Annotated in this window: 17 protein-coding genes; 6 read left to right on the top strand and 11 right to left on the bottom strand. The window is 55.3% G+C overall.

Features of this window, described 5'->3' with window-relative positions; all coding sequences use genetic code 11:
* Together BM258_RS20830 and BM258_RS20825 are read left to right on the top strand one after the other, a co-directional pair.
* On the top strand, positions 1–462 hold the full coding sequence (locus tag BM258_RS20830; RefSeq protein WP_090075170.1) for an L-2-amino-thiazoline-4-carboxylic acid hydrolase: 462 nt from the start codon (positions 1–3) through the stop codon (positions 460–462).
* Between the two features lie 18 nt (positions 463–480).
* The gene (locus BM258_RS20825; RefSeq protein WP_090075169.1) at positions 481–1,647 is read left to right on the top strand and encodes a M20 aminoacylase family protein; all 1,167 of its coding nucleotides are present in this window, start codon (positions 481–483) and stop codon (positions 1,645–1,647) included.
* A 140-nt stretch (positions 1,648–1,787) separates the two neighbouring features.
* Here BM258_RS20825 and BM258_RS20820 read toward each other — a convergent pair whose 3' ends face one another.
* Positions 1,788–2,663 (bottom strand): alpha/beta fold hydrolase, encoded by an 876-nt coding sequence (locus tag BM258_RS20820; protein ID WP_090075168.1) that lies wholly within the window; start codon positions 2,661–2,663, stop codon positions 1,788–1,790.
* A gap of 256 nt (positions 2,664–2,919) precedes the next feature.
* On the opposite strand from BM258_RS20820, the gene BM258_RS20815 reads away from it, so the two are divergent.
* Positions 2,920–3,558, top strand: a complete 639-nt coding sequence (locus BM258_RS20815; RefSeq protein WP_090075167.1) for a GDSL-type esterase/lipase family protein — start codon at positions 2,920–2,922, stop codon at positions 3,556–3,558.
* Positions 3,559–3,668: 110 nt separating this feature from the next.
* On the opposite strand, the gene BM258_RS20810 is transcribed toward BM258_RS20815, so the two are convergent.
* Positions 3,669–7,253, bottom strand: a complete 3,585-nt coding sequence (locus tag BM258_RS20810; protein ID WP_090075166.1) for a hydantoinase B/oxoprolinase family protein — start codon at positions 7,251–7,253, stop codon at positions 3,669–3,671.
* Between the two features lie 225 nt (positions 7,254–7,478).
* On the opposite strand from BM258_RS20810, the gene BM258_RS20805 reads away from it, so the two are divergent.
* Positions 7,479–8,006 carry a winged helix DNA-binding protein gene (locus BM258_RS20805; RefSeq protein WP_175528192.1) on the top strand — a complete coding sequence of 176 codons (528 nt, stop codon included), beginning with the start codon at positions 7,479–7,481 and terminating at the stop codon, positions 8,004–8,006.
* Between the two features lie 129 nt (positions 8,007–8,135).
* On the top strand, positions 8,136–8,972 hold the full coding sequence (locus tag BM258_RS20800; RefSeq protein ID WP_175528191.1) for a universal stress protein: 837 nt from the start codon (positions 8,136–8,138) through the stop codon (positions 8,970–8,972).
* Between the two features lie 120 nt (positions 8,973–9,092).
* Here the strand turns inward: BM258_RS20800 and BM258_RS20795 are convergent, their stop codons facing one another.
* The 9 genes from BM258_RS20795 to BM258_RS20760 form a co-directional block, all read right to left on the bottom strand.
* Complete coding sequence (locus BM258_RS20795; protein ID WP_090075164.1) at positions 9,093–11,756, bottom strand: AAA family ATPase; 2,664 nt, start codon at positions 11,754–11,756, stop codon at positions 9,093–9,095.
* The gene (locus tag BM258_RS20790; protein ID WP_090075163.1) at positions 11,753–12,868 is read right to left on the bottom strand and encodes a metallophosphoesterase family protein; all 1,116 of its coding nucleotides are present in this window, start codon (positions 12,866–12,868) and stop codon (positions 11,753–11,755) included. Before BM258_RS20790 ends, BM258_RS20795 begins: the two co-directional genes overlap by 4 nt.
* A gap of 138 nt (positions 12,869–13,006) precedes the next feature.
* On the bottom strand, positions 13,007–13,726 hold the full coding sequence (locus BM258_RS20785) for a DUF4386 domain-containing protein (protein ID WP_090075162.1): 720 nt from the start codon (positions 13,724–13,726) through the stop codon (positions 13,007–13,009).
* Entirely contained in the window at positions 13,723–14,640 is a 918-nt protein-coding gene (locus BM258_RS20780; RefSeq protein WP_090075161.1) for an EamA family transporter, read from the bottom strand. Before BM258_RS20780 ends, BM258_RS20785 begins: the two co-directional genes overlap by 4 nt.
* A 28-nt stretch (positions 14,641–14,668) precedes the next feature.
* Positions 14,669–14,818: a hypothetical protein gene (locus tag BM258_RS24560; RefSeq protein ID WP_175528190.1), complete on the bottom strand. Its 150-nt coding sequence runs from the start codon at positions 14,816–14,818 to the stop codon at positions 14,669–14,671.
* A gap of 48 nt (positions 14,819–14,866) precedes the next feature.
* Positions 14,867–15,490: an NAD(P)H:quinone oxidoreductase gene (wrbA, locus tag BM258_RS20775; protein WP_090075160.1), complete on the bottom strand. Its 624-nt coding sequence runs from the start codon at positions 15,488–15,490 to the stop codon at positions 14,867–14,869.
* 98 nt (positions 15,491–15,588) lie between these two features.
* Positions 15,589–16,494 (bottom strand): LysR family transcriptional regulator, encoded by a 906-nt coding sequence (locus BM258_RS20770; protein ID WP_090075159.1) that lies wholly within the window; start codon positions 16,492–16,494, stop codon positions 15,589–15,591.
* Between the two features lie 224 nt (positions 16,495–16,718).
* Positions 16,719–18,581, bottom strand: coding sequence for a TRAP transporter permease (locus BM258_RS20765; RefSeq protein ID WP_090075158.1), 1,863 nt, complete (start codon positions 18,579–18,581; stop codon positions 16,719–16,721).
* Positions 18,582–18,676: 95 nt separating this feature from the next.
* Positions 18,677–19,642: a TAXI family TRAP transporter solute-binding subunit gene (locus BM258_RS20760; protein WP_090075157.1), complete on the bottom strand. Its 966-nt coding sequence runs from the start codon at positions 19,640–19,642 to the stop codon at positions 18,677–18,679.
* A 577-nt stretch (positions 19,643–20,219) separates the two neighbouring features.
* Here BM258_RS20760 and BM258_RS20755 point away from each other — a divergent pair.
* Positions 20,220–22,205, top strand: a complete 1,986-nt coding sequence (locus BM258_RS20755; protein WP_090075156.1) for a flagellar basal body-associated FliL family protein — start codon at positions 20,220–20,222, stop codon at positions 22,203–22,205.
* Positions 22,206–22,238: the final 33 nt, after the last annotated feature.

The raw sequence follows: 22,238 nt of genomic DNA, 5'->3' as shown, positions 1-22,238 counted from the left end.
ATGAACGATATCCCTATTCTGGAACGCCGCCGCATCGAGGCAATGATCTTGAAGCATGTTTTGGATGTGATCACCGAACGCAGCGGCCGCGAAGAAGCGGAAGCTGTGATCGGCGAAACCTGCTCGCGCTCGGCTATCGAGCAGGGCAAGGCCATGGCTGAAGGGCTCGACCACGCCCCGACCCTTTCCGATTTTGCCGACATCCTTCCCAACTGGACCAAGGAAGATGCGCTCCAGATCGAAACGCTGGTAACCGAACCCGAGCAGATGGACTTTAACGTCACCCGTTGTCGCTATGCTGAAATGTATAAAGAAATGGGCCTTGGCGACATCGGCCATCTTTTGTCATGCAACCGTGACGGCGACTTCTGCGTAGGCTATAACCCGGAAATCAAGCTGGATCGCACCCAGACCATCATGAAGGGCGCGTCTCACTGCGATTTCCGTTACAAAATGAAATGAGAAGAGGAAGAGAAGAATATGGCAGTTGATAATTGGGTTTCGCGCGAAATCGAAGATCTGACCGCTTTTCGGCGGGATTTGCACGAAAATCCCGAACTGCTTTACGACCTTGAACGCACCTCGAATAAAGTGGCTGAAGCGCTGCGCGCCGCTGGCGTGGACGAGGTGGTTGAAGGGCTGGGCAAAACCGGCGTCGTTGGTGTCATCCGTGGCCAGAGCAACAAGTCCGGCCGCACCATAGCTCTGCGGGCTGATATGGATGCTCTGCCCATCGTGGAAGCCACGGGCCTGCCTCACGCTTCCAAGGTTCCGGGCAAGATGCATGCCTGCGGTCATGATGGACACACCACCATGCTGCTGGGCGCTGCCAGACATTTCGTTGAAAGCCGCGCCTTTGATGGCACGGTGCTGGTTATCTTCCAGCCAGCCGAAGAGGGCGGTGCGGGCGCGCAGGCCATGATCGATGATGGCCTGTTCGAGCGCTGGCCTTGTGATGAAGTCTATGGCATGCACAATATTCCCGATGTCCCGGTCGGCCATTTCGTCACCGGCAAGGGCCCGAGCATGGCAGCGGTCGACATGTTCGACATCAAGGTGACCGGTCGCGGTGGCCATGCCGCTCAGCCTCACAATGCCATCGATCCGTTCCCGGCTGTGGCTGCCATTATCCAGTCTATCAACGGCATGAGCGCACGCACGGTCAACCCGCTGGATTCCCACGTGGTTTCCCTGTGCGGCATCACCAGCAACGACACCTACAATGTGATCCCCGAAGAGATCAACATCAAGGGCACCGTGCGCACGCTGAATGAAGCCGTACGCGACCATGTTGAAGAGTGCCTTGGCAAGATCGTGTCGCAGATTGCCGAAGGCAACAATTGCGTCGGCGTGCTTGATTATCGCCGCCTCTATCCGGTGATGGTCAACCATGATGAAGCAACCGAGCATGCCGCAAAGGCCGCCCGCGCGGTTTCCGGTGACGATGCCGTCAGCATCGAAATGCCGCCAACCCTCGGTGGTGAGGACTTTGCCTTCATGCTCAACGCCGTGCCGGGTTCTATGATCCATGTGGGCAATGGCCCGTCAGCCCAGTTGCATCACCCGAAATTCGATTTCAATGATGATGTGATCAAATGGGGGTGCTCCTACTGGGCACAGCTGGTGCGTGATCGCCTACCGCTCTAGCCTCTCGGCGTGCCTCTCAATGAGGGGCGAGATCTAACAACAAAGCCGACCGGAATGGACATGCCTCCGGTCGGCTTTCCTATGTCAGCCCAAACTGAAGGCTATAGCGACTTCAAAACACCTCCAAAAGCTTCACGGCCCTACAAGCCAAACCGACTTGGATTTTTCCCCGTCATCCTGGCAAACATCTTCTTTGCTTGCGGTTTGGGAACTTGGTCGCTGTTTAAAACTTTTGCCAGATTTTTTGAAAGGGTCTTCGTTCTCATTGGAGTACGGTGCAGGCTTTCATTCGAGAAAATACCTTGATAATAGCCAAGATAGTCACGCCGATTGCGAACCGCTGCAGAGAAGGCGACCTTGTCTGGAATATTCCCTTTGAGAATATCCAGCACAAAGGGCTTTAAAACGCCGAGAGAATGCATGTGCCGTGGCATACCATGCCCAACTCCGGGAATACGATAAAACTCGCATCTGGGCGAAGCTTGAAAAAAACGATGAATATGTTTGCGATCCGGGGCAAGAAGAGGGTCAGCAACCAGAAAAACCTTGGAAACGCCGATTATGCCTTCACTCGCATCGTGGAAGGAGCTTTCCCAGTTTTCCTTTTTCGCCTTGGGATATCGCGGTTCCCATGGCGCTAACTGTTTGTTTAGCGTTGAAATCGGGTTGAGCAAAATTGCGGAATCGCAGTTAAGGCGCGACGCAAATGCACCAGCGGCGTATCCCCCCATTGATCCTCCATAGCTGATCCTCGAAGAAAATTGATTGAAATTAAAGGCTCTATCAATTTCGTCCAGAAAGTGAAAAAAGCTGGTCCTGCGATACCATGCTGTTGATCTGGTTTCGAGAAAGGAGATAACGTTGATATCCTTGGAGCGAATGAAATCAAAGCCCCAACCTACGCGGTTTTCTATCGGGCCTGCCGAATTCATATTGTCAAATGCGAAGACGATCGGGCCATCATTCTGAATGAAGATATCTGCGGCATAAAGGCCATCGTTACTTAATAAGCGCATAATAAATGTCTCAATTTAGGGCTTGTCATCAATCCGCCACTGTTATCTGACTTCTTGCTGAAAATGATTGCAATAAAATTCACCGCTCAGTTCTTGCTTCAATACACGGTAAGCCAATGATGAGACGATGAAAAGGAATCACAGTTTTGCGTTGTGTATTAACCGATAAAACGAAACAAGATGCGCCGCTATTTTCTGCTTTGTTCCCAACAGGCGCATCCCTTCTCTTATCGGATTACCGAATAGGCGGCTTTCGATGATACGTAAAATTATGACTTTTGCTCTTTGCGTGGCTTTTCTTGGCTTTTCAGCGGGGGCCAATGCTTCTGGGCGCATAAAGCCAAGATCTTCCCTGTTTCTTGAATTCAGCCCGCATGTTGATGTGGTCATGATTGGCGATAGCATCACAAAGCAGGGGCTTTGGAGCGAGTTTGTTCCCGAAATCAAAATCGCCAACCGAGGTGTCGGTGGAGACAAAGCCGATCAGATCCTGCAGCGGATGGACACCATCCTGAAAACCCAGCCAAAAGTCGCCTACCTCATGGTGGGGATCAATGATTTGACCCATGGCCGATCGGTTAAGAAGACCTTCGACAACATTGTCGCCATAACCGAGCAATTGCAGCAAAATGATATCAAGGTCGTGCTTCAGTCCACGTTGGAGTGCGCGCGGGAGAAATGCCAGCGCATATTCAACAATAAGGTCAAAAGATTGAATGCGGCTCTGGTGAAATATGCCAACAGGAACAACATCAAATTCATCGACTTGAACCCGTATCTGAGCATTGAAACGGGTTTGAACCCCAAATACACCTTTGATGGGTTGCATCTCAATGGCAAGGGATATCGCGTTTGGGTGGACCGACTCTATGCCGAGGGGATCACAGATTTTTAATATCGGTCACAGACTACAGATCTTGAGTTTGCAGAAAAAAGCCCGCTCCTTTCATCGTTGATGGGAGCGGGCTTTTGTGTGTGCGTCAAGATTCAGCGTGGCAGAAAAGATTAGAGTGCGCCCCATCCGCCTGGTGTCGGGGTCACCACCGTGATGGTGTCGCCAGCATCCAGTATGGTCTGATCGCAACCCTTCAGCTCTTGCACCGACCCATCAAGCCTTTTAACCCAGGTGTGGCCGAGCTCTCCATTTTCACCCCCTTCAAGCCCGCGAGGCTTGACACTTCTATGCGAGGAAAGAATGGCGCAATCCATTTTTTCAAGGAAGCGCAAGCTACGCTCAGTGCCATCGCCCGCAGACCATTTGCCCTTGCCGCCGGACCCTTTGCGGATATGGAAATCTTCCAGAAGAACAGGGAAGCGGAATTCCAGAACCTCAGGATCCGTAAGACGGGAGTTGGTCATGTGGGTATGCACACCATCCGTGCCATGAAAGCCCGGTCCGGCTGCAGAGCCCGAGCAGATGGTTTCATAATACTGATAGATGTCATTGCCAAAGGTGAGATTGTTCATTGTGCCTTGCGAATTAGACATGGCGCCCAATGCGGCGAACACGGCGTTGGTCACATGTTGCGAGGTCTCCACATTGCCTGCCACCACCGCTGCCGGATAGCTCGGGCGCAACATGCAGCCTTCCGGAACAATGATGTTTATCGGCTTGAGACATCCGGCATTCATGGGAATGTCGCCTTCGACCATCACGCGGAAGCAATATAGGATTGCTGCCCGTGTCACGGGTTCCGGCGCATTGAAATTGTTGGCCTTGACGCCGGTTGTGCCGGTAAAGTCCACGGTTGCTTCCCGCTTTTCCTTATTGACCGTGATCCTCACATGAATGACGGAGCCCTGATCCGTATGATACTCACATTCGGAATCCTTGAGCGCCTCGATGACACGCCGCACGCTTTCCTCGGCATTGTCCTGAACATAGCCCATATAGGCTTCCACCACATCCAGCCCGAAGTTGGCGACCATCTTCCGCACTTCCTGAATGCCCTTCTCGTTGGCCGCGATCTGGGCGGAAAGGTCTGCGATATTCTGGTGCGGATTTCTGGCTGGATAGGCGTGATCTGTCAGCAAGTCCCTTAGAGCTGCCTCGCGAAAATGGCCCTGATCGACAATCTTGAAATTGTCAAACAGCACGCCTTCTTCGTCCACGGTGGTGGCAAGCGGTGTCATGGAGCCGGGAGCGGTGCCGCCGACATCGGCATGGTGACCGCGCGAAGCAGCCCAGAACAGAATGCTCTCGCCCTCGTCATCAAACACCGGCGTGACGACGGTAATATCGGGCAAATGCGTACCGCCATTATAAGGCGCATTGAGGGCGAACGCATCGCCGGGCTTGATGTTGCCTTCGTTGAGCTTGATGACGGTTTCCACGGACCGGCCCATTGAGCCCAGATGCACCGGCATGTGCGGTGCGTTGGCAACCAGGGCTCCTTTGGCGTCAAAGATGGCGCAGGAGAAGTCGAGCCGTTCCTTGATGTTGACCGAATAAGCCGTCTTTTGCAGGGTTACCCCCATCTGTTCCGCTATCGACATGAACAGATTGTTGAAGACTTCCAGCATCACCGGATCGGCTTGGGTACCGATGGCCTTGTCTCTTTGCAGAGGCACGATGCGGCTGAGCACCACATGATCCTTGGCATTGAGCTTGGCCTGCCAGCCATCTTCCACGACGATCGTTGCGTGGGATTCCACAAGGATGGCTGGGCCAGTAACGGTCATGCCGGGTTTCAGCCTATCGCGCTTGTAGATGGAGGTGTCGTGCCATTCGCCTTCTGCGTAGATGCGTGTTGCAGCGGCAGCCTCCGGGGTCTCGCTGGAAAGCGTCAGATCCGGCTCGATGAGGCCTGCTCCGCCACCGGTGGTTTCCACATCCAGTGTTTCGGCGACAATCTCCTTGTCGGAATAGGCAAAGCCGAATTGGGCCTTATGTGCCTGCTCGAAGGCCGCTTTCATTTCCGATACAGCTCCGAAATGAACCGGCAAGGAGGTGTCTGATCCTTCATAGCGCAGATGCACAATGGTGCGCGTCTGCCGCTTGTCTGCCGGAACAGCCTGCCGTTCCAGTTCTTCTTCGGTCTGCAGGGCGAGACCGTCTCTTAGCGCTTCAAGGTCAGGAATGAGGCTCTCCTCCAACCGCTTGACCACGGATTGCTGCCGGTCGGCGCGGATATCGGCAAGCCCCATGCCATAGGCTGAAAGGATGCCCGAGAAGGGGTGCAGCACCACGGTCTTCATGCCAAGGCTATCGGCCACGCGGCAGCCTGTCTGACCGCCCGCACCACCAAAGCAGACAAGGGCATAGGAGGTGACGTCATAGCCGCGCTGAACCGAAATTTTCTTGATGGCATTGGCCATATTCTCAACGGCGATCTTGAGAAAGCCATCCGCGACATCTTCGGGGCTGCGATTATCACCGACCTTTTGAGCCAGAGCGGCGAATTTCTCCCGCACGACGGTTTTATCAAGAGGCTGATCCTGATTGGGGCCGAAAATCTGGGGGAAGAAGTCCGTTGCCAGTTTGCCTGTCATCAGGTTGGCATCGGTAACCGTCAGCGGCCCTCCGCGTCGATAGCAGGCCGGGCCGGGATTGGCGCCCGCAGAATCGGGGCCGACCTGAAAGCGTTCGTCCTTGTAATGAAGGATGGAGCCACCACCGGCAGCCACCGTATGGATCATCATCATTGGGGCGCGCATGCGAACACCGGCGACCTCGGTTTCAAAGGCGCGTTCATATTCGCCGTCAAAATGGCAGACATCGGTGGATGTCCCACCCATGTCAAACCCGATGATCTTTTCAAAGCCTGCCATGCGGGCGGTCTCGACCGCGCCGACAACCCCGCCAGCAGGACCGGAAAGAATAGCATCCTTGCCCTGAAACAGATTGGCTGCGGTCAATCCGCCGGAAGACTGCATGAACATCAGGCGCGGGCCTTCGCCCAGTTCTTCTTGCACCTGTTCCACATAGCGGCGCAGAATGGGCGAGAGATAGGCATCCACGACAGTGGTGTCGCCTCGGCCCACCAGTTTCATCAGCGGGGATACCTGATGGGAAACGGAGATTTGTGTAAAGCCGATTTCTCTGGCCAGTGTTTCCAGCAGCAATTCATGCTGAGGATAGGCATAGGCGTGCATAAGAACAATGGCGATGCTGCGGATGCCCGCATCCCACGCCGATTGCATGCTGGTCCGAGCGCACGCTTCGTCAAGTGGCGTCTCCACCGAGCCATCCGCCCGAATGCGCTCATCTATTTCATAGACATCGTGATACAGCAGCTCGGGTTTGATGATCTCCTTGGCAAAGATCTCCGGGCGCGCCTGATAGCCGATTTCTAGCGCATCGCGAAAGCCCTTCGTGATAAACAGGGCGGTCGGCTCGCCTTTGCGTTCAAGAAGCGCGTTGGTGGCAACTGTTGTGCCCATTTTCACCGAGTCGATCTGATCGGAAGGGATCGGATCTCCGGTTTTCACGCCCAGTAGATCGCGAATGCCCTGAATGGCGGCGTCGCGGTAGGCTTCCGGATTTTCGGACAAAAGCTTGTGCGGATGCAAAGTGCCCTCTGGCGACCGACCGACAACATCCGTGAAGGTGCCACCACGGTCGATCCAAAAATCCCACTTTCCTGACATATCAATACCTCTGGCTTATGGCAGACCACTTTTGTTAGGGTTGGAAGGCGTGGTCTGTGATTGCTTTATTTTGACATTTTGTCTATATTTTATCGATAAAATCTATATACAAAAGTTTAAGGTGGTCAAGCAGTTTGCATGATCCCAATCGCCAGATCGATGCAATGCAGGTATCTCTGGTGCAAAATGACGGGAAAATTGCAACGGGATAAGAGGGGAAAACTCATGAGCATGGATAGCACGGAGAAACAAATCGGCCCGGTCGTTGCCGCTTCGCATCTGGCATCAGGGGCCATGCCTGCGCTTTCGGAGGTGGAATTTGCGCTCACCATGATGGTCAATGCCTATCATCGCTGGATCGAGCGCTGCATGGCGGCCAGTGGCACTGAAGGCCTTGGTCCACTTGATGTCATCGTGCTGCACAGTGTCAACCATCGGGGGCGCTCCAAAACCCTGTCCGATATCTGTCTGGTGCTGAATGTGGAAGACACGCACACCGTTGCTTATGCCTTGAAAAAACTCGAAAAAGCCGGATTGGTTGCCTCGGGCAAGAGAGGCAAGGAAAAGATCGCCGAAATCACCCCCGCCGGAGAAGACGCCTGTCTGGAATATAAAAGGCTGCGCGAAGCTCTGCTGATCAAGCCAATGAAGGCGCTCGGGCTGGATGAAAAAGAATTGTCTCAGGTTGCCTCCACCTTGCGCATGGTCTCGGGCAATTATGATCAGGCCGCAAGAGCCGCCGCCGCTATGTAGCGTCAACCTCCGGTAAGTGGCCTCGGATTATTCGCCAAGCGGCTGATTTTACGCCTATTAAGTCTCATACAAGCCTATCCGGATTGCTGGTAGAATGGGGCCGTGATGAGTATCCATAAGGAGGTTATCATGGCTATCAGAACGATACTGAGTATTTGCACGGCCAACACTCCGGACTCCGAGATCAAACTGGTCGCGGGCTTGTGTGCTGAAGTCGACGCCCACCTGTCTCTCATCGTAATGGGGCTGTCCACCTACCCGCCCGTGGGTGAATATGCCGACGCAGGCTTCCTGCTCTGGGCCAAGGAAAGAGACAGCGAAGCTGAAGCCCTCTCTGTGCGCGTCTCAAGTGCGCGGGATATTCTTGAGTCTCAAGGGATATCCTATAATGTCGAGCACGAATATCTACTAGAGGCGATGCTTGAAGACGAAATCGCCTTGCGTGCCCACTTTAGCGATCTGCTTGTGTTGAGCAATTCCATCATGAAAAACCGGATCGCCCTTCAGCCGGTAATCGAAGGGGCGATTTTCCGCTCAACCCGACCGGTTCTGATTGTTCCCAAAGATGGCAAAGCCACTCTCAAGCCAGAAAGGATGATGATCGCCTGGAACTCCGGCGATGAAGCATCCCGCGCCATTTATAGTGCGCTGGGCCTGATGAAAAAGGGAACCAACGTGACCATTCTGATGGTTGATCCTGTTGCGCGCGTAGAAGAAAGCGGCGAAGAACCCGGAGCGGATCTCGCCACCTATCTGGCCCGTCATGATGTCAATGTCAGCGTTGATGTGCTCTCGAGCGATGGGCAGGATCAGGACAAGCTCGTCAAGCAGCATGCGCAGGCCGTGCAGGCCGACATGATTGTTATGGGCGCTTACGGGCATTCGCGCCTGAGGGAGCGGATCTTTGGCGGTGTCACAGAAGCCTTCATGAAAGATCCGACCCTGCCAGTCTTGATGGCTCACTAGGACGAGGGCGCCTGCCATCAGGTTTTTGATGGTGTGACGGGTAAAGCATCCCGGCATCCTTGCCAAAGCAAAGCAAAGCAAAGCAAAGCAAAGCAAAGCGATGCCGGGCCGCCTTGATCCTTAATGCTCTCTTGGGCTGTCTTCTCGTCCCTCACTGATGAAGGCCCGCTCACCCCCAAGGTCCGAGAAGGCCCGGGTGCGGCAACTCAGAACAATGATCTGCTGATCCTTGGCCATCTGGGCCAGCATGTTGAACATGGTGGAAATGCGCTCATCGTCCGTATGCACCAATGCATCATCGAGAATAATCGGAACATGACTGCCACGCTTGGCAAACAGCTTGGCAAAGGCCAGACGGGTTAGAATGGCAATCTGCTCATAGGCCCCGCCGGAAAGCACATCAACCTTGTCGGTGATGCCGTTGCGCGTGATGGTGTCGATCAGCAGCTTGTCGGCATCAATCTGGAAGTCAGCACCTGCATGCAATTGGCGCAACAGGGGCAACAATTCCTGTCGGATCGGCTCGAAATAGGTTTCCTGCGCTTGTGCCCGGGCGGCTTCGAGATGGGTGATCAACAAGTCGATGGCCTTGGCGTGGCTGGCAAACTGCGCCGCCCTCTCTAAAGCGCGGGTTAGCCTGCCGCTGACCTCTGCGAGCTTTTCTTCAACGGCTCCTTCAGATTGGGTCTGAATGGCACCATTGAGCCGCGCCAGTTCCGTCTCCTGCAGGTGAATTTCCTTCCGGTCCTGTTCGTCAGCCTGAAGCGCCCGTTGATGGGCGGCATCGGCGGCGGCAAGATCGGGCGCCTGCTGCTGAAGCTGGTTGACTTGCGCACGGGCTGTGGCGAGTTTTGGCGCCAGTTCGTTTCTTGCCCGAATGCTCTGGTCAAGCTGTGCTTCTTCATCGGCAGGGGGGGCGAGATCAGCCAGTGCCTTGCGCCTTTCTCCCAACAGAACCTCCGCTTCGGTCAAGGCATTGGCCGCATGGGTGAAACGGTCTTGAAGCTTGGGCAGAGACCCACGAAGTGCGGACAGTGCCTCGTCCAAATCACGTAGGCCATGTTCCATTGTTTCTAAGGTGCGCGGCGCGTTGGCATTGTCATCAACCAACAAGGACGCAGCCTGTTCAATGCTGCATCCAAGCTCGGTGCATAGCTGGTCTTGCTCGCGTCTTAATGCTTCCCGCCCGTCTGGCGCACTGGCCCGGATCTGTGCCTGCGCCAGCTGTTTGGCATCCTGCGCCTTGCGATGGACGTCATGGGCAGCTCTTGCAGCTGTTACCGTTTCAAACCCGAGCGCGCCGAGCGTGGCATTGATCTCCGCTTGCAAGGCGTCTGGGTCTTCGATGGCTTGTGCCGCTCCTTCTGCCGGTCGCAACTGGATCCCGCCAAAGCCCGGCAGCGTAATATCGAGCGGGCGATCAATGAGCTGGGCTTCGCCATCTGGCAGGATTGCGCTTGCGCACTTTGCTTGCTCGCCCTGCGAGGAAAGCAAAAAGCTGGAAAAATGGATCTTGCGCTTTTCTCGGGCGATGTCCCGCCGATGCTCAAGGTTGGCAAGGCGTTCCAGATCTGCTGGCGAAGCGGTGGGCATCTTGAGAATGCGCTCCGCCTCGGCCAGACGGGAGAGCGGTTCCTGAAGGCTGGCAAGGAGAGTCCCAAGCGCGATCAGGCGTCGCCGTTTCTCACGAGAGCGTTCCTGCTGGCGGGCACGGGTTAAGGCGTCACTCAAAGAGCATCTTTCGGCTTCTTTTTCGCTGATGGTTGCCTGTTGCTGCGCCATGGCCGCCTGCACTTGCGCCTTGGCCTGTTTGATTTTTGCCAGTGTGGCTTCGCGCTCGCTGATGGCTTGGCGCAAGGCTTCACGTCTGTCGCGCAGGGAGCCAATCTCCTTAATGGTGCGCTCGATATCCTGCTCCTGAGCCATCAGAAGCTTGAGACCCTGCTCGGCTTCCTTGATGCGACGGTCATGATCCCGCGCGGCGGCAAGCTCAGCCTGGCTTGCCTTGATCGCATCACCGCGCCTTGCGCGAAGGGCAGGGTCATTGAGCTCACGCAGGCGCTTGGTAAGCCGCTTCTTCATCTCCAGATCGTGGCTGAGGGCATCGACGGATTTTTGCAGTTTGGCCTGTTGCTCTCGCAGGCTTTCGGCCAGATCTTCGGCTTCCTTCCATTGGCTGCCAGCCTTTGGCTTGCCGCCCTTGGTGGCTATTGCGTCCAGTTCGCTGCGGCAGCGCTGCAATATCGTGTCCATGCGCCGCCCGCCGGTTACGGCATCGATCTGGCCACGAACGCTGGACATGACATCGCGGCGGGCATCAACCCCTTCGGCTTCAGCCTTTGCCGCATCGACACCGACGGTTCCCTGCCGAACCCAGAGCAGACCCACCGGTCCCTTGCTGCTGCTCAGAATGGTATCGTGAATCCACTGCTCGGCATCGTCGGCCTGCTTGAGAATGGCGCCGGTTGCAAGACTGATGATCCGCGCAGACGAGCCTGCCTTCTTCAGATTGAAGAGTTTTTCGATGCGATAGGCCTCACTGCCAAGCTCGATTTCCGCCGCAATCTGAACCGCTCCGCCCGAATAGGGCTGCAAGTCCCGGATTTCTTTGCGGGCTGACCCATAGTCATGAAAAATCAGGGCATGAAGGGCATCAAAAAAGGTGCTCTTGCCGCGTTCATTTTCTTCGGTGATGGTGGTGAGCCCATCGCCAAAGGGGCCGAGAGTGACGGTCTTGTCGGCAAAGCGGCGAACATTATGCAGGATCAGTTTGCGTAATCTCATTGGTCCACCTCCTGCGCCAGATGGAACAGGTGCGACAGTGCCTGCTGAGCGATGTGCGCATCCTCCTCTGTCCGCCCGTCGGTCGAGGTTTCGGCCAAAAGGCTTTCTGCGGCTACCCTGAGGGCGCCACTTTCTGCGATAAGGTCGAGATCATCCTCATTCTGCTTGATGCCGATTTTCATCAAGTCGGCATCGAAATAGTGGAAGGCGTCCGCGATCCCGTCGCAGGCTTCCTTGAGGCGGGCCAATTCACTAAGCGTCAGGCGACCCGAGCCGATGAGCTTGATGAGGGCGTGGGCGCGGTCTGCTTCAGGCAGAGCCATCATCATGCTTTCCACCGGATCGCTACCCGCAAAAAAGCTGACCTCCAGCCGATGCCACTTGTAGCGCCCCAAAGGAATGGGCTCGACGCGCGGCGCCGTTCCACGCGCATCAATGCTGACCAACAGCACACCGGCCTCACTATGCCCTTTGAAGCCGTCTGCCTCGGGGGAGCCCGCATACCATGTCTTCTGCCCGATGGCCATTTGGCCATGCCAATCGCCAAGTGCCAGATAGTCAAGATCTGATTGCTCGGCCCTGTCCGGCGGAATGGTTGCCAGCCCGCCATCTTCCGAGCCGAAATCGGTCACCCCGCCATGGGCAAGGCCAATCCGGATGCGATCGCCCGTCTCAGCGCGCGTCATCCAGTCTGTGAGGTCAAAGCCGGGGCTTCTGACAGCGGGCGGCGCAGGCAAAATGGCCACATCCTGCCCGATTTCGATCACCTCGGCCTTTGTGGCGAGAATGACATTTTCCGGCCTGTCCCGTTCGATCCGCTCCCACAGATCAACCGCGGCAAGGGAATCGTGATTGCCCGGCATCCAGATCCATGTGATGGACGAAAAGTCTGCCATGATATCAATGGCACGCCGGACCAGCCGTGAGGGCGGTGCCTCCGCATCAAAGGTGTCGCCAGCAATCAGCACCAGCTCTGCTCCCCGTTCCATCGCCAGATTGCCCGTGGCGCGCAAGGCGTCCAGGCGTGCCGTCTTCAGCGCTGCGCGGGTGTCCTCGTCGAACGTTCCGAAAGGTTTGCCGAGATGGAAGTCGGCGCAATGAATAAAGCGCATGATGAGGCTCTTGAGGTTGGCAGAACGGGTGAATGGAGTCAGACCGGCTGTCCCCAGACTATGCGAACAAATCACCCTGTTGCTCAACCATATTTAAGCGCCCACCATTGCGCAACTTTCAGATGCGCCAACTGTGTGTCATTTCTCTTCCGCGGCATGCGGGGTGGCCTCTCGTCCCAACCGCTTTGAGGCAAATCCAGAACCGATGAGCAATCTGATGCAAAACAGGCTTTCCGCCAGTATCGGGATGCCATAGGCCGGTTCGAAATTGTCGGCCAAATCGGGCACCAGAAAGCGCAGTCCGCTGCCGGTAAGATAGACGACACCGGCCACCCCCAGCCCGACAGCGAAAACCCGGCTGAAAAGGCGCGATTGCCAGATGAGCGCAGCCATCAGCAGCCCATTCACGCCAAAAAATAACAGGCCCAGATCGTAGCCATAGCCATGAAGGAGGAGAAACTGCATCGCCATGGTTGCCTGAGAGCCGGAAAACCCGTTTATCAGCAGCCAGGCGGCCTGCAGATTGAGCAGGTTGACCGCGATTACCCCGGTTTGCAGCAGGCGGAACACCATAGCTGATAAAGCCAGAGCGGGCGCGGTTGCCCGAAACATGAAGAAGAACAGCAGCGCCAACCCGGCATCGCTAAGAGCCATGACGAGGTCGGCAGCAAGACCGAGACGAAACAGGCCACCATGAGCGAGGATGGCACTCACTGTCGCAGCAGTATCATCAGGCTGGATGAGCTGCGACCGGATGCCAAGTTCTGCGGATAGTCCCAGAAGGATAATTGCGACATAGAGGCATCCGGCGGCCCTCGCCATACGCCAGATCTGTGTTTGATGTGGTGGCGAACTCATGGATCCGTTCTCTCTTTCAGGATGAGAGGGCCTGACGCTTGTTCCTGCCGAGCCGAGGGCTTGTTGAAACGTTGCCCCGCCCAGACCGATGCAATCACAAGCGCAGCACCGGCAAATTGAAGGCCCGTGAGTGATTGTCCCAACCAGAGCCAACCCAAAGCAACGGCCGTGATCGGGCTCATCATGCCCAGCATGGAAACCGCGCCCGGCTCCAGCCGTGCAACGCCGCGGAACCAGAGCCAATAGGTCAAGGCCGCGCCAATCAGGCCTAGCCATGCAAGCCCTACCAGATTGGTGGCGCTCAAGGCGGGTAAGGCTGGCTCGAAGAAGAGCGCGATTGGCAGAAGGATCAAGCCACCGGCGGTCAATTGCCAAGCGGTGAAGGTAAGCGGGGAGACGTTGGCCTGCCATTTCCGACTGAGTACAGTGCCCGCCGCCATGGAGGCTGCCCCTCCAAGCCCCGCCGCGATGCCGATGGTATCAAGCTTTGCCTCGGGCCCGATCAGCAACATGGCTACGCCGAGAATGCCGCAAAGAGCCGCAAGCACCGAAGCGGTGCGCAAGGGTATGCTCAGGGCAAAGCGGGCCAACAACAACACCATCAGCGGCTGTGTTGCTCCCAATGTTGCTGCCACTCCGCCGGGGAGCCGATAGGCCGACACGAAAAGCAGGCTCCAGAAGAGCGCAAAATTCAGTGTTCCGAGCAAAAAGAGGCGGCCAAGCATGGCTCTCGGTGGCAAAGCGCGGATCAGCAGCATGAGCAGCAGCCCCGCCGGCAGGGCACGCAACACCGCAAGCGTCAGCGGGTAGCCAGCGGGCAGGAATTCTGTGGTGACGAGATAGGTGCTGCCCCAGATAGCGGGAGCAAGCGCCGTTAGAAAGGTGTCATAGGAGCGGGATAGAGACTTGATCATTACAGGAGCCTTTGTGGGCCTTTTATGGCTAACGGATCAGATGAAGCGAAACGGGCAGACGCTCATGGAATGGCTCAAGGCCGATATCACGCATCAAATAGGGCGGAAGGTTACAAGCAACGCGATGCGTTTTTAAAGCGCACCGCTGTTCCTGAGACGATTTGGTCCAGCGTTTCATGAGGCAGATCCTCCGATCAAATGTCAATAGCTGGTAAAAGGGCACGCATCAGGCGACATCGCGGTTCGTTGCGCTGGCCGCAAGACGAGATGCAATCCGGGCCACATGCTGACCCTGAAAGTGAGCACCTGCGAGGTCTGTTTCGGTGGGCTGTAAAGCACCGTCCGCACCGGCGATGGTGCCAGCGCCATAGGGAGCACCGCCGATAATGCCGTCTCGCGCTGTCTGGCCAGCGAAGCTGTAAGGCAGCCCGGCGATCAACATGCCAAAATGCATCAGTGGAATCTGTGTGGAGAGCAGGGTTGCTTCATGTCCGCCATGCTGGGAGCCGGTAGAAGCAAAAACGGCCGCAACCTTGCCGACCAGCGCATTCTGCGCCCAGAGACCACCAGCCTGATCCAGAAATTGCTTCATCTGGCCAGCCATCATGCCAAAGCGGGTCGGCGTGCCGAAAATGATGCCGTCATAATGGGCCAGATCGGCTGGGGAGGCCTCAGGGGTTTCATCTTCGATAAAACCGGCATTGCGGCGGGCCTCTTCAGCCATGGTTTCAGGAATGCGGCGGAGCTCGACGATGGTGCCGGGAACGCTGCGTGCGCCTTCCGCCTCTGCCTGAGCGAGATCGCGGACATGGCCATAGCTTGAATAGTAAAGAACGAGAATGCGGGTCATGGTGAGCCTTTTCAGTTTCGATTTCAGTCTTGGTTTCGATGCTGAAAAGGTAGCTCTGGCTGCGTGGATGAATAAGCGGCTCGTTTTTAAATCATTCTTTACAGGGCGTTATGAATGCAGTCCTTCATGGCCCTTTGCAAATGATCTAGAAAGGCCGAAACCTTGGCTTGCATGCCAAAGCGGGAGGCGCTGACGGCAAAGACCTCGCGCGGTTGCAACGAGAAGGCGGGCAAAATGCGCACCAGTTTTCCTTCGCGGACCGGGGCTTGCGAAATGAAATCGGGCAATGTTCCAATGCCATGACCGGCAATCAGCAGATCGCGAAGCACAAAGCTGCTCCCCACCTTGACATGGGGCTTGAAAGAAAAGGTATGCGGCCCGCCCGGCCCTAGAAGGCTCCATTCACTGACATGATCGGCCAGCAGAAAGCCTATGACCGGATGAGCCTTGATGTCATCTGGCTGGTTGAGGGCAGGGGCCGTCTCCAGATAGTCGGGCGAAGCAAACAGACATTGCTGCACCCGGCCCAGACGGCGGGCTATCAGAGAGGAATCGGGCAGACTGGAGCGCACCCGGATTGAAAGATCGAACCCGCCTTCGATCATGTCAACCACGCGATCATCAAGCGACAAGGTGAGCCTTAGATCGGGGTGCTTTTCCAGAAAGGCAGGCAGCATCGGCGAAATCACGGCCTGACCGAAAGAATTGGGCGCGTTGATCCGCAATTGCCCTTTCACGGAGCCGGAAACCTCACGGATGCGTCCATCCAGTTTGCTAACAGCTTCGAGAATGGACAGGGCTTCCTCATAATATTGCTGGCCCGCATCCGTAACCGACATGCTGCGAGTGGTCCGGCTGAGCAGGATCGATCCGAGGCTTTCTTCCAGCAGTTTGATTTCCTTGCTGAGCAAGGCGGCAGAAACGCCGAGATCTTCCGCCGCACGGGCAAAGCTGCCGCGTTCGACAATGCGGCAATAGGCAGTCATGACGGAAAATTTATCCATTTGGCAGCACCCCGGAGTCTGATGATCTGTCGTTGCTTACCATGCCGGGATTGTGGGAGCGGTGCAACTTTTCAATAAGGGAGCAAGGACGCCGACCAGCTAGCGTGTTGGGCATACCGGCATCTCGCAGCTCTTAAACAAAACAGGACCTGTGATCTTTTAAAAGGTCACAGATCCTGCGATTCCTTGATTAGTCGCCAGTTGCGCTTGTTGCTTTGCGGCCGTTATGCCGCTGTTGCCACCTTTCGGCTCCAAAGCATAGCGGCTGCTGCGGTCAGGGCAACGCCTGCTAGCTTCACCGCCACCAGCGGCCACAGGCACAGGATGGCAGCAGCACCAAAGACGTAACGTTGCCACATGGGGATTGGCGTTTTGATAAAGCCCAGCATGGCAAAGGCCATGGCAAACAGAGCCCCGATGCCGCCAAAGACGGCGAAGCTGTTGCCTACCCAGCCAGCATTTGAGAGCAAGCCGAGATCATAACAGAAGGCAAAAGGCACCATGAAGGCCAGAATGCCAAGCTTGAGCGCCTGAATGGCGGTTTCGGTCGGTTTGGACTGGGCTAGAGAACTGGCCGCATAGGCCGCCAAGGCAACCGGCGGTGTGATGTTAGAGACAATGGCGAAATAGAATACGAACATATGAGCGGCCAGAGGATCAAAGCCCAATTGCGCCAGAGCCGGAACGCCAAGTGCCGCTCCCAGAATATAGGCGCTGGTGGTTGGCAGCCCCATGCCCAGAATGAGGGATACCAGAGCAATCAGAACCAGCGCGATAAAGGGGATGCCCTGCGCCAGAGAAAAGACCAGACCGACAAACTTGAAGCCGAAACCGGTGAGTGAAACCGAACCAACCACGATGCCAGCCGCTGCACATGCGATGCAGACAACCGGTACGTTGCGAGACCCGGCAACAATGGCGTCGAGGATCTTTCTGGGGCCCATGCGATGTTCTGGATCTGGCAGGGAGACCAGCCATGCACCCAGAATGCCCACGGCTGCAGCCAGCATGGGCGAATAGCCTGATAGCAGCATATAGACCAGCGCCACGATCGGTAGCAGCTTGTAGGATTGCAGCAGTACTTTTCTCTTGTCGGGCAGATCTTCTTCGCTCAGACCCTGAAGATTATTCTTGAGCGCGCCCAGATGCACCATCAGCAGTACGGCACCATAATAGAGAACCGCAGGAACAACGGCCGCGATAATGACGTCGCTGAAAGGCACGCCAAGGAAAGAGGCCATGATGAAGGCGCCCGCACCCATGATCGGGGGCATGATCTGCCCGCCTGTGCTGGCGACCGATTCAACCGCTGCAGCGAAGAAAGGCGGATAGCCAATGCGTTTCATCAAGGGAATGGTGAAGGTGCCGGTGCCATAGACGTTGGCAACTGCGGCACCCGAGATGGAGCCGAAGAGAGCCGAGCTGACCACGGAGATCTTGGCCGGGCCGCCCGGAGAGGTCCCGGTGAAGGCCTGCGCGAAATCCATGAAATATTGCCCCACGCCGCTCTTTTCCAGAAAACCGCCGAAAATGAGGAAGACCATCACGAAGGTCGCCGAGACACCAAGCGGAATGGAGAAGATGCCTTCATCGGTAAGGTAGATTTGCTCGATGACTTCAGGGAAGGTGAAGGGGAGGCCCTGCATGACGCCGGGCATCCAGTTGCCAAACCACATATAGCCAGCAAAGAAGGCGACAATGATTGCCAGCGGCATGCCAACCACGCGGCGGGTCGCTTCCAGAAGGAAGAAGATAAGCGCGGTGCCGAGCACCTGCTGAGCCATGGTGACGTCGTCCACCTGCACCATGCGGAAGGTGATCGACTCATAATTGAGGACGATATAAATGCCGGGCAACGTAGAGGCTATGGCCAAAATCCAGTCATACCACGGGACATTCGGACTGTCCTTGTCGGCCGCGCGCATGGGGTAGAGAATGAAGGCCATCGGAAACACCATGCTCAGATGCAAACTGCGCTGCAAATAAGCCTCAAAGCTGCCGAACACCGATGTATACAGATGGAATAACCCGACCCCCAAAATGTAGACATAGACAATTCTCTTTACGAGTGAACCTGTCGCGCGCATACCGCTGCCCTTCTTCTTTCTCGAACGAGGAATTCAATACAAAGTGATCATGGCCCGGAATTTCGGCTCCGGGCCATGATGCTGATGAATTGGAATTACTGAACCGATTTCCAGTATTTCACTGCGCCCGGATGGGCCGGAGCAAGAGCCGGAACGGCTTCCTCCGGGTTCAACTCGGCAACGGCTTTCACGCCTTTTTGCAGGGTGTCTTTATTTTCCCAAAGAGCCTTGGTCATGTTGTAGACCGTGTCTTCATCCAGATCCTTGCGGACGATGATGCTGGTGTAATCACCAATCGTCGGAACAGGGTCTGTGACCGACTTGTAGATTTCCGGAGAAATCTCGAAGCTGACCGTGCCGAGGGCTTCGGTCATCGCGTCGAGAATTTTCTTGTCTACCGGCAGAATGACCACATCCAGCTGGCTTTCGATCTTCAGAACAACAGAGGCCGCACGGCCAACGGAGAAGGCAAAGCAATCCAGATGATTATCGGCCAGCTGGTTGGAACCGTCAGAATAGGAGGCAAAGGAAACCGAGCCGCCCCAATCCTGAATGTCTTTCCAGCCAACGCCCAGTCCTTTTTCAAAAGCGGAGCGGATCACGAATTCTGAAGAGGTGCCCGGTTTCAAGGTTGCCAGACGGATAGGAAGCTTCTTGTCAACGATGTCGGCAACGGATTTGATGCCGTTTTCGTCTGCATAATCCTTGCGCATCACGAAATAGGTATATTGGCGATAAACGTTTGCCAGAACCGAGACGTTATCAAGTGGCTTTTTGAAAGGTGCTGCGCCTTTGGAAGCTGCTCCCACAAGGGCCGTTACCGAGAAGCCTAGGTCGGTTTTGCCTCTGTCTGTATTGACCACGTTGGAAACACCACCGCCGGTGCTGCTTGAGGTTGTGATGCCCTCTTTGGACCAGGTCTCTGCCAAAGCACCACCAAGTGCAAACCAGTTTCCTCCCGGAGGGCCTGCAGAAAAGCGAAGCTGATCCTGCGCACTGGCAGGAATAGCGACAAGAGTTGCACACGCCAGAGAGACTGCCAGCGCCATTTTCTTAAACATTAATCGTCCTCCATGTTAAATCCAGGGCACTTAAACATCGTAATAAATTTAATAGTTGCGACATTCTGTCGACGAACAATAGTGAGACACATAAATTGCCCCGCCCCGTCCAATAGTATTTCAGCAAGTATGGTCGAAACATACCCTCCATAAGTTGTATGAAGTTTGCATTACATAGACTATTCTGTTGAAACTACGGGCATTATTCGGATTGCGTACTTCCGAGTGAGATAACTGACTGTTGGGTAACTTTAAGGGCGCAATTATCAAAAAATATAATGAGAATTTCGGTACGATTATTATTGATGGAAGAGATGATCTTTTCTCTTTCGCTTGAATAGTTAAAAAATAGGCATAACCGCTCGATCGTAGGAGGCGCAAAAAGGGGCACATGGGAGGCTTGTAAGTTGGGCGGAATAAGTGATGCTCTTATCAACACGGTCAAAAGGCACGATTAGATAACGCTTTGTTCGGGGAGGCTTGATTAGAAGACTTCTCATTTGACGATAAATGTGCAAAATTTCTTCATGTTCATTTTCGACCCGTTTCTCTCAAGATAGGTAGCAAAGGCGCAAGCATGGCGTTCAAAACCATAATGTCCCCCGCAGTTGCTGCGCATTATCCGCTTTGTGTCAAAGAGGTTTTCGTTGCACCCGGTGAGTTGGTGAAACCGGATACGAGAGCTCTATTGGCCGAAACGGCAGAAGGGCGCCGCATTGCCATCAAATGCGGCCATGAGGGGCGGGTCATTCAAGCGCCGCCAGCCGATGCCATTCTGGACGAACGCAAAATGCTATTGGTAATCGAGACCTTTGCTGATGAGCCCGCATCTGCCCCAGAGGACGATGGTCCGGCGGGCAAAGCCGAGGCAGAGGAACAGGAACGGGCGCAACAGGAGCAGGCCCGAAAAGAGCGCGCTGCAAGGGAAGCGCAACAAGCCCATCAGGCCGCATATGCGCAAGCTTCGGGGCAAAAGGAATCCATCCGCCCAGCCCAAACGGAGCCTTCAGCAGCACAAGAAGCCGAAACAGCCACAGCAAGCGCATCGTCGGATGGGCCGCCTGATGAGCAACCGCAAGAACCGTCCGAAGGTGCGCAACCGCTCCACGGAGCGGGGGACGGCACAAAAGAGGAAGAGGCGGGTAAAGCCAGCAATGCCCCTTCAGGCAAAAAAATCGCTTTGGTGGCCGCAGGTTTTGTCGTGGTGCTCTTGGGTGGCGCTGTTGCGATGCAGTTTCTGGAAGAGAAGCCGACGTCTCCCTCGCGGACGCCTTCCGCGTCCACCGTATCGACAAAATCGGCGCCTGTTCCCGCTTCGACAAAGCCAACGGCTCCCAAACCATTGCCAACGCGTCCCTACCCCGCAGAGCAGGACAGGGATTGGAAAAAAATTCCGAATATTAACTCTCAAAACTTTGTGCGTTATGTAAGTAAAAATAGCAAAGCCCGCGATATCGAATTCTTGTCACTGGATGCGGGCAGAAGGCGGGTACAGCTTGTTGGCCGCGCCGACAAACGTTCCATCGTGACCAGCTATTCCTTCAGTGGGAATGGCCCCTTTCGAAATGTTCGCTATTTGAATACGGACCCTGAAAAGGCTTTCATCTTTGCAGACTATCCTCAGCGAGATGTATCGACCGTCCTGATTTCTCCCAAGAACAAGAAAAGCGAAGTGAGCGCCTATCACTATTTCGGCAACAGGAAACCGGATAAGAAAACGGGAGCTTTCAAGAAGGGTTACTCTTTGGAGTATGCGGTCAAAGACGGTGGTTTGATGGCCCTACTATTGCAAAACACAGAGAGTTATTCGCAAAATATGCTTGTCTCGAACGAGAAGGGCAAAACTGAGGCTTACAGGATATGGAGCGATCCCTACGACCTGTCAAATTATTCCGATTATGGATCGCATATTGCTCTTGATGTTCATTCCAAGGACGGTATCAAGCAAGGGACGGCCCTCGTTTCCGGGAGCAGGAGCACGCTTTTCGCCCCCAGCAATGGTTATTTGAATGGGATCCGGATTAAGGCCCAATCCTCCAGCGTGACACTTGAAGGCACGAAGGCGCAGATATTCAAACCGCAAGACATTCTGCCCAAAGGCGTATTCCAGAAATATACGAGTTTGGGTGGCGGCATCAGGATGACAGCCGCAGCCGTCGATACCTACCGGAAGTCCTTTGCCATGGGCGGAGTAGTCTGGGGCATGGGTAACCAGAAAAATGAGGATGGCAGTTCTCGTGTTGATGCCTATTTGGTCTGGACTGTCGATGGCAAAGCGGACTTGCAGCGCATGTTTGTACGCAATGACTCCAATTGGCACGAGGGGTTGACCATCCGGGATCTGGAGTTTTATGGCACTGGCCAACTCGCGGTCCTGCTGCGTGAAGCCGAGGGCAAGCCTTATTCTGCGGTTGTGTTTTTTGATCAATATGGCAACCTGAAAAATCGCTACTCCTACAGCAACGCCATCGTGAATGATATTGATAGCTACGGAGACACTCTGTATGGCGCTGGCTTCGCAACAGACAAGGGGCGGCGCTATGGTGCAATCTGGAAATTCTGACGCGATTGTGCCGACCTCAAGAGGCGCTTGGTT

It is taken from the genome of Cohaesibacter marisflavi, from assembly GCF_900115225.1.
Taxonomy (GTDB): Bacteria; Pseudomonadota; Alphaproteobacteria; order Rhizobiales; family Cohaesibacteraceae; genus Cohaesibacter; species Cohaesibacter marisflavi.
This window is presented reverse-complemented; position numbering and strand designations above follow the sequence as displayed.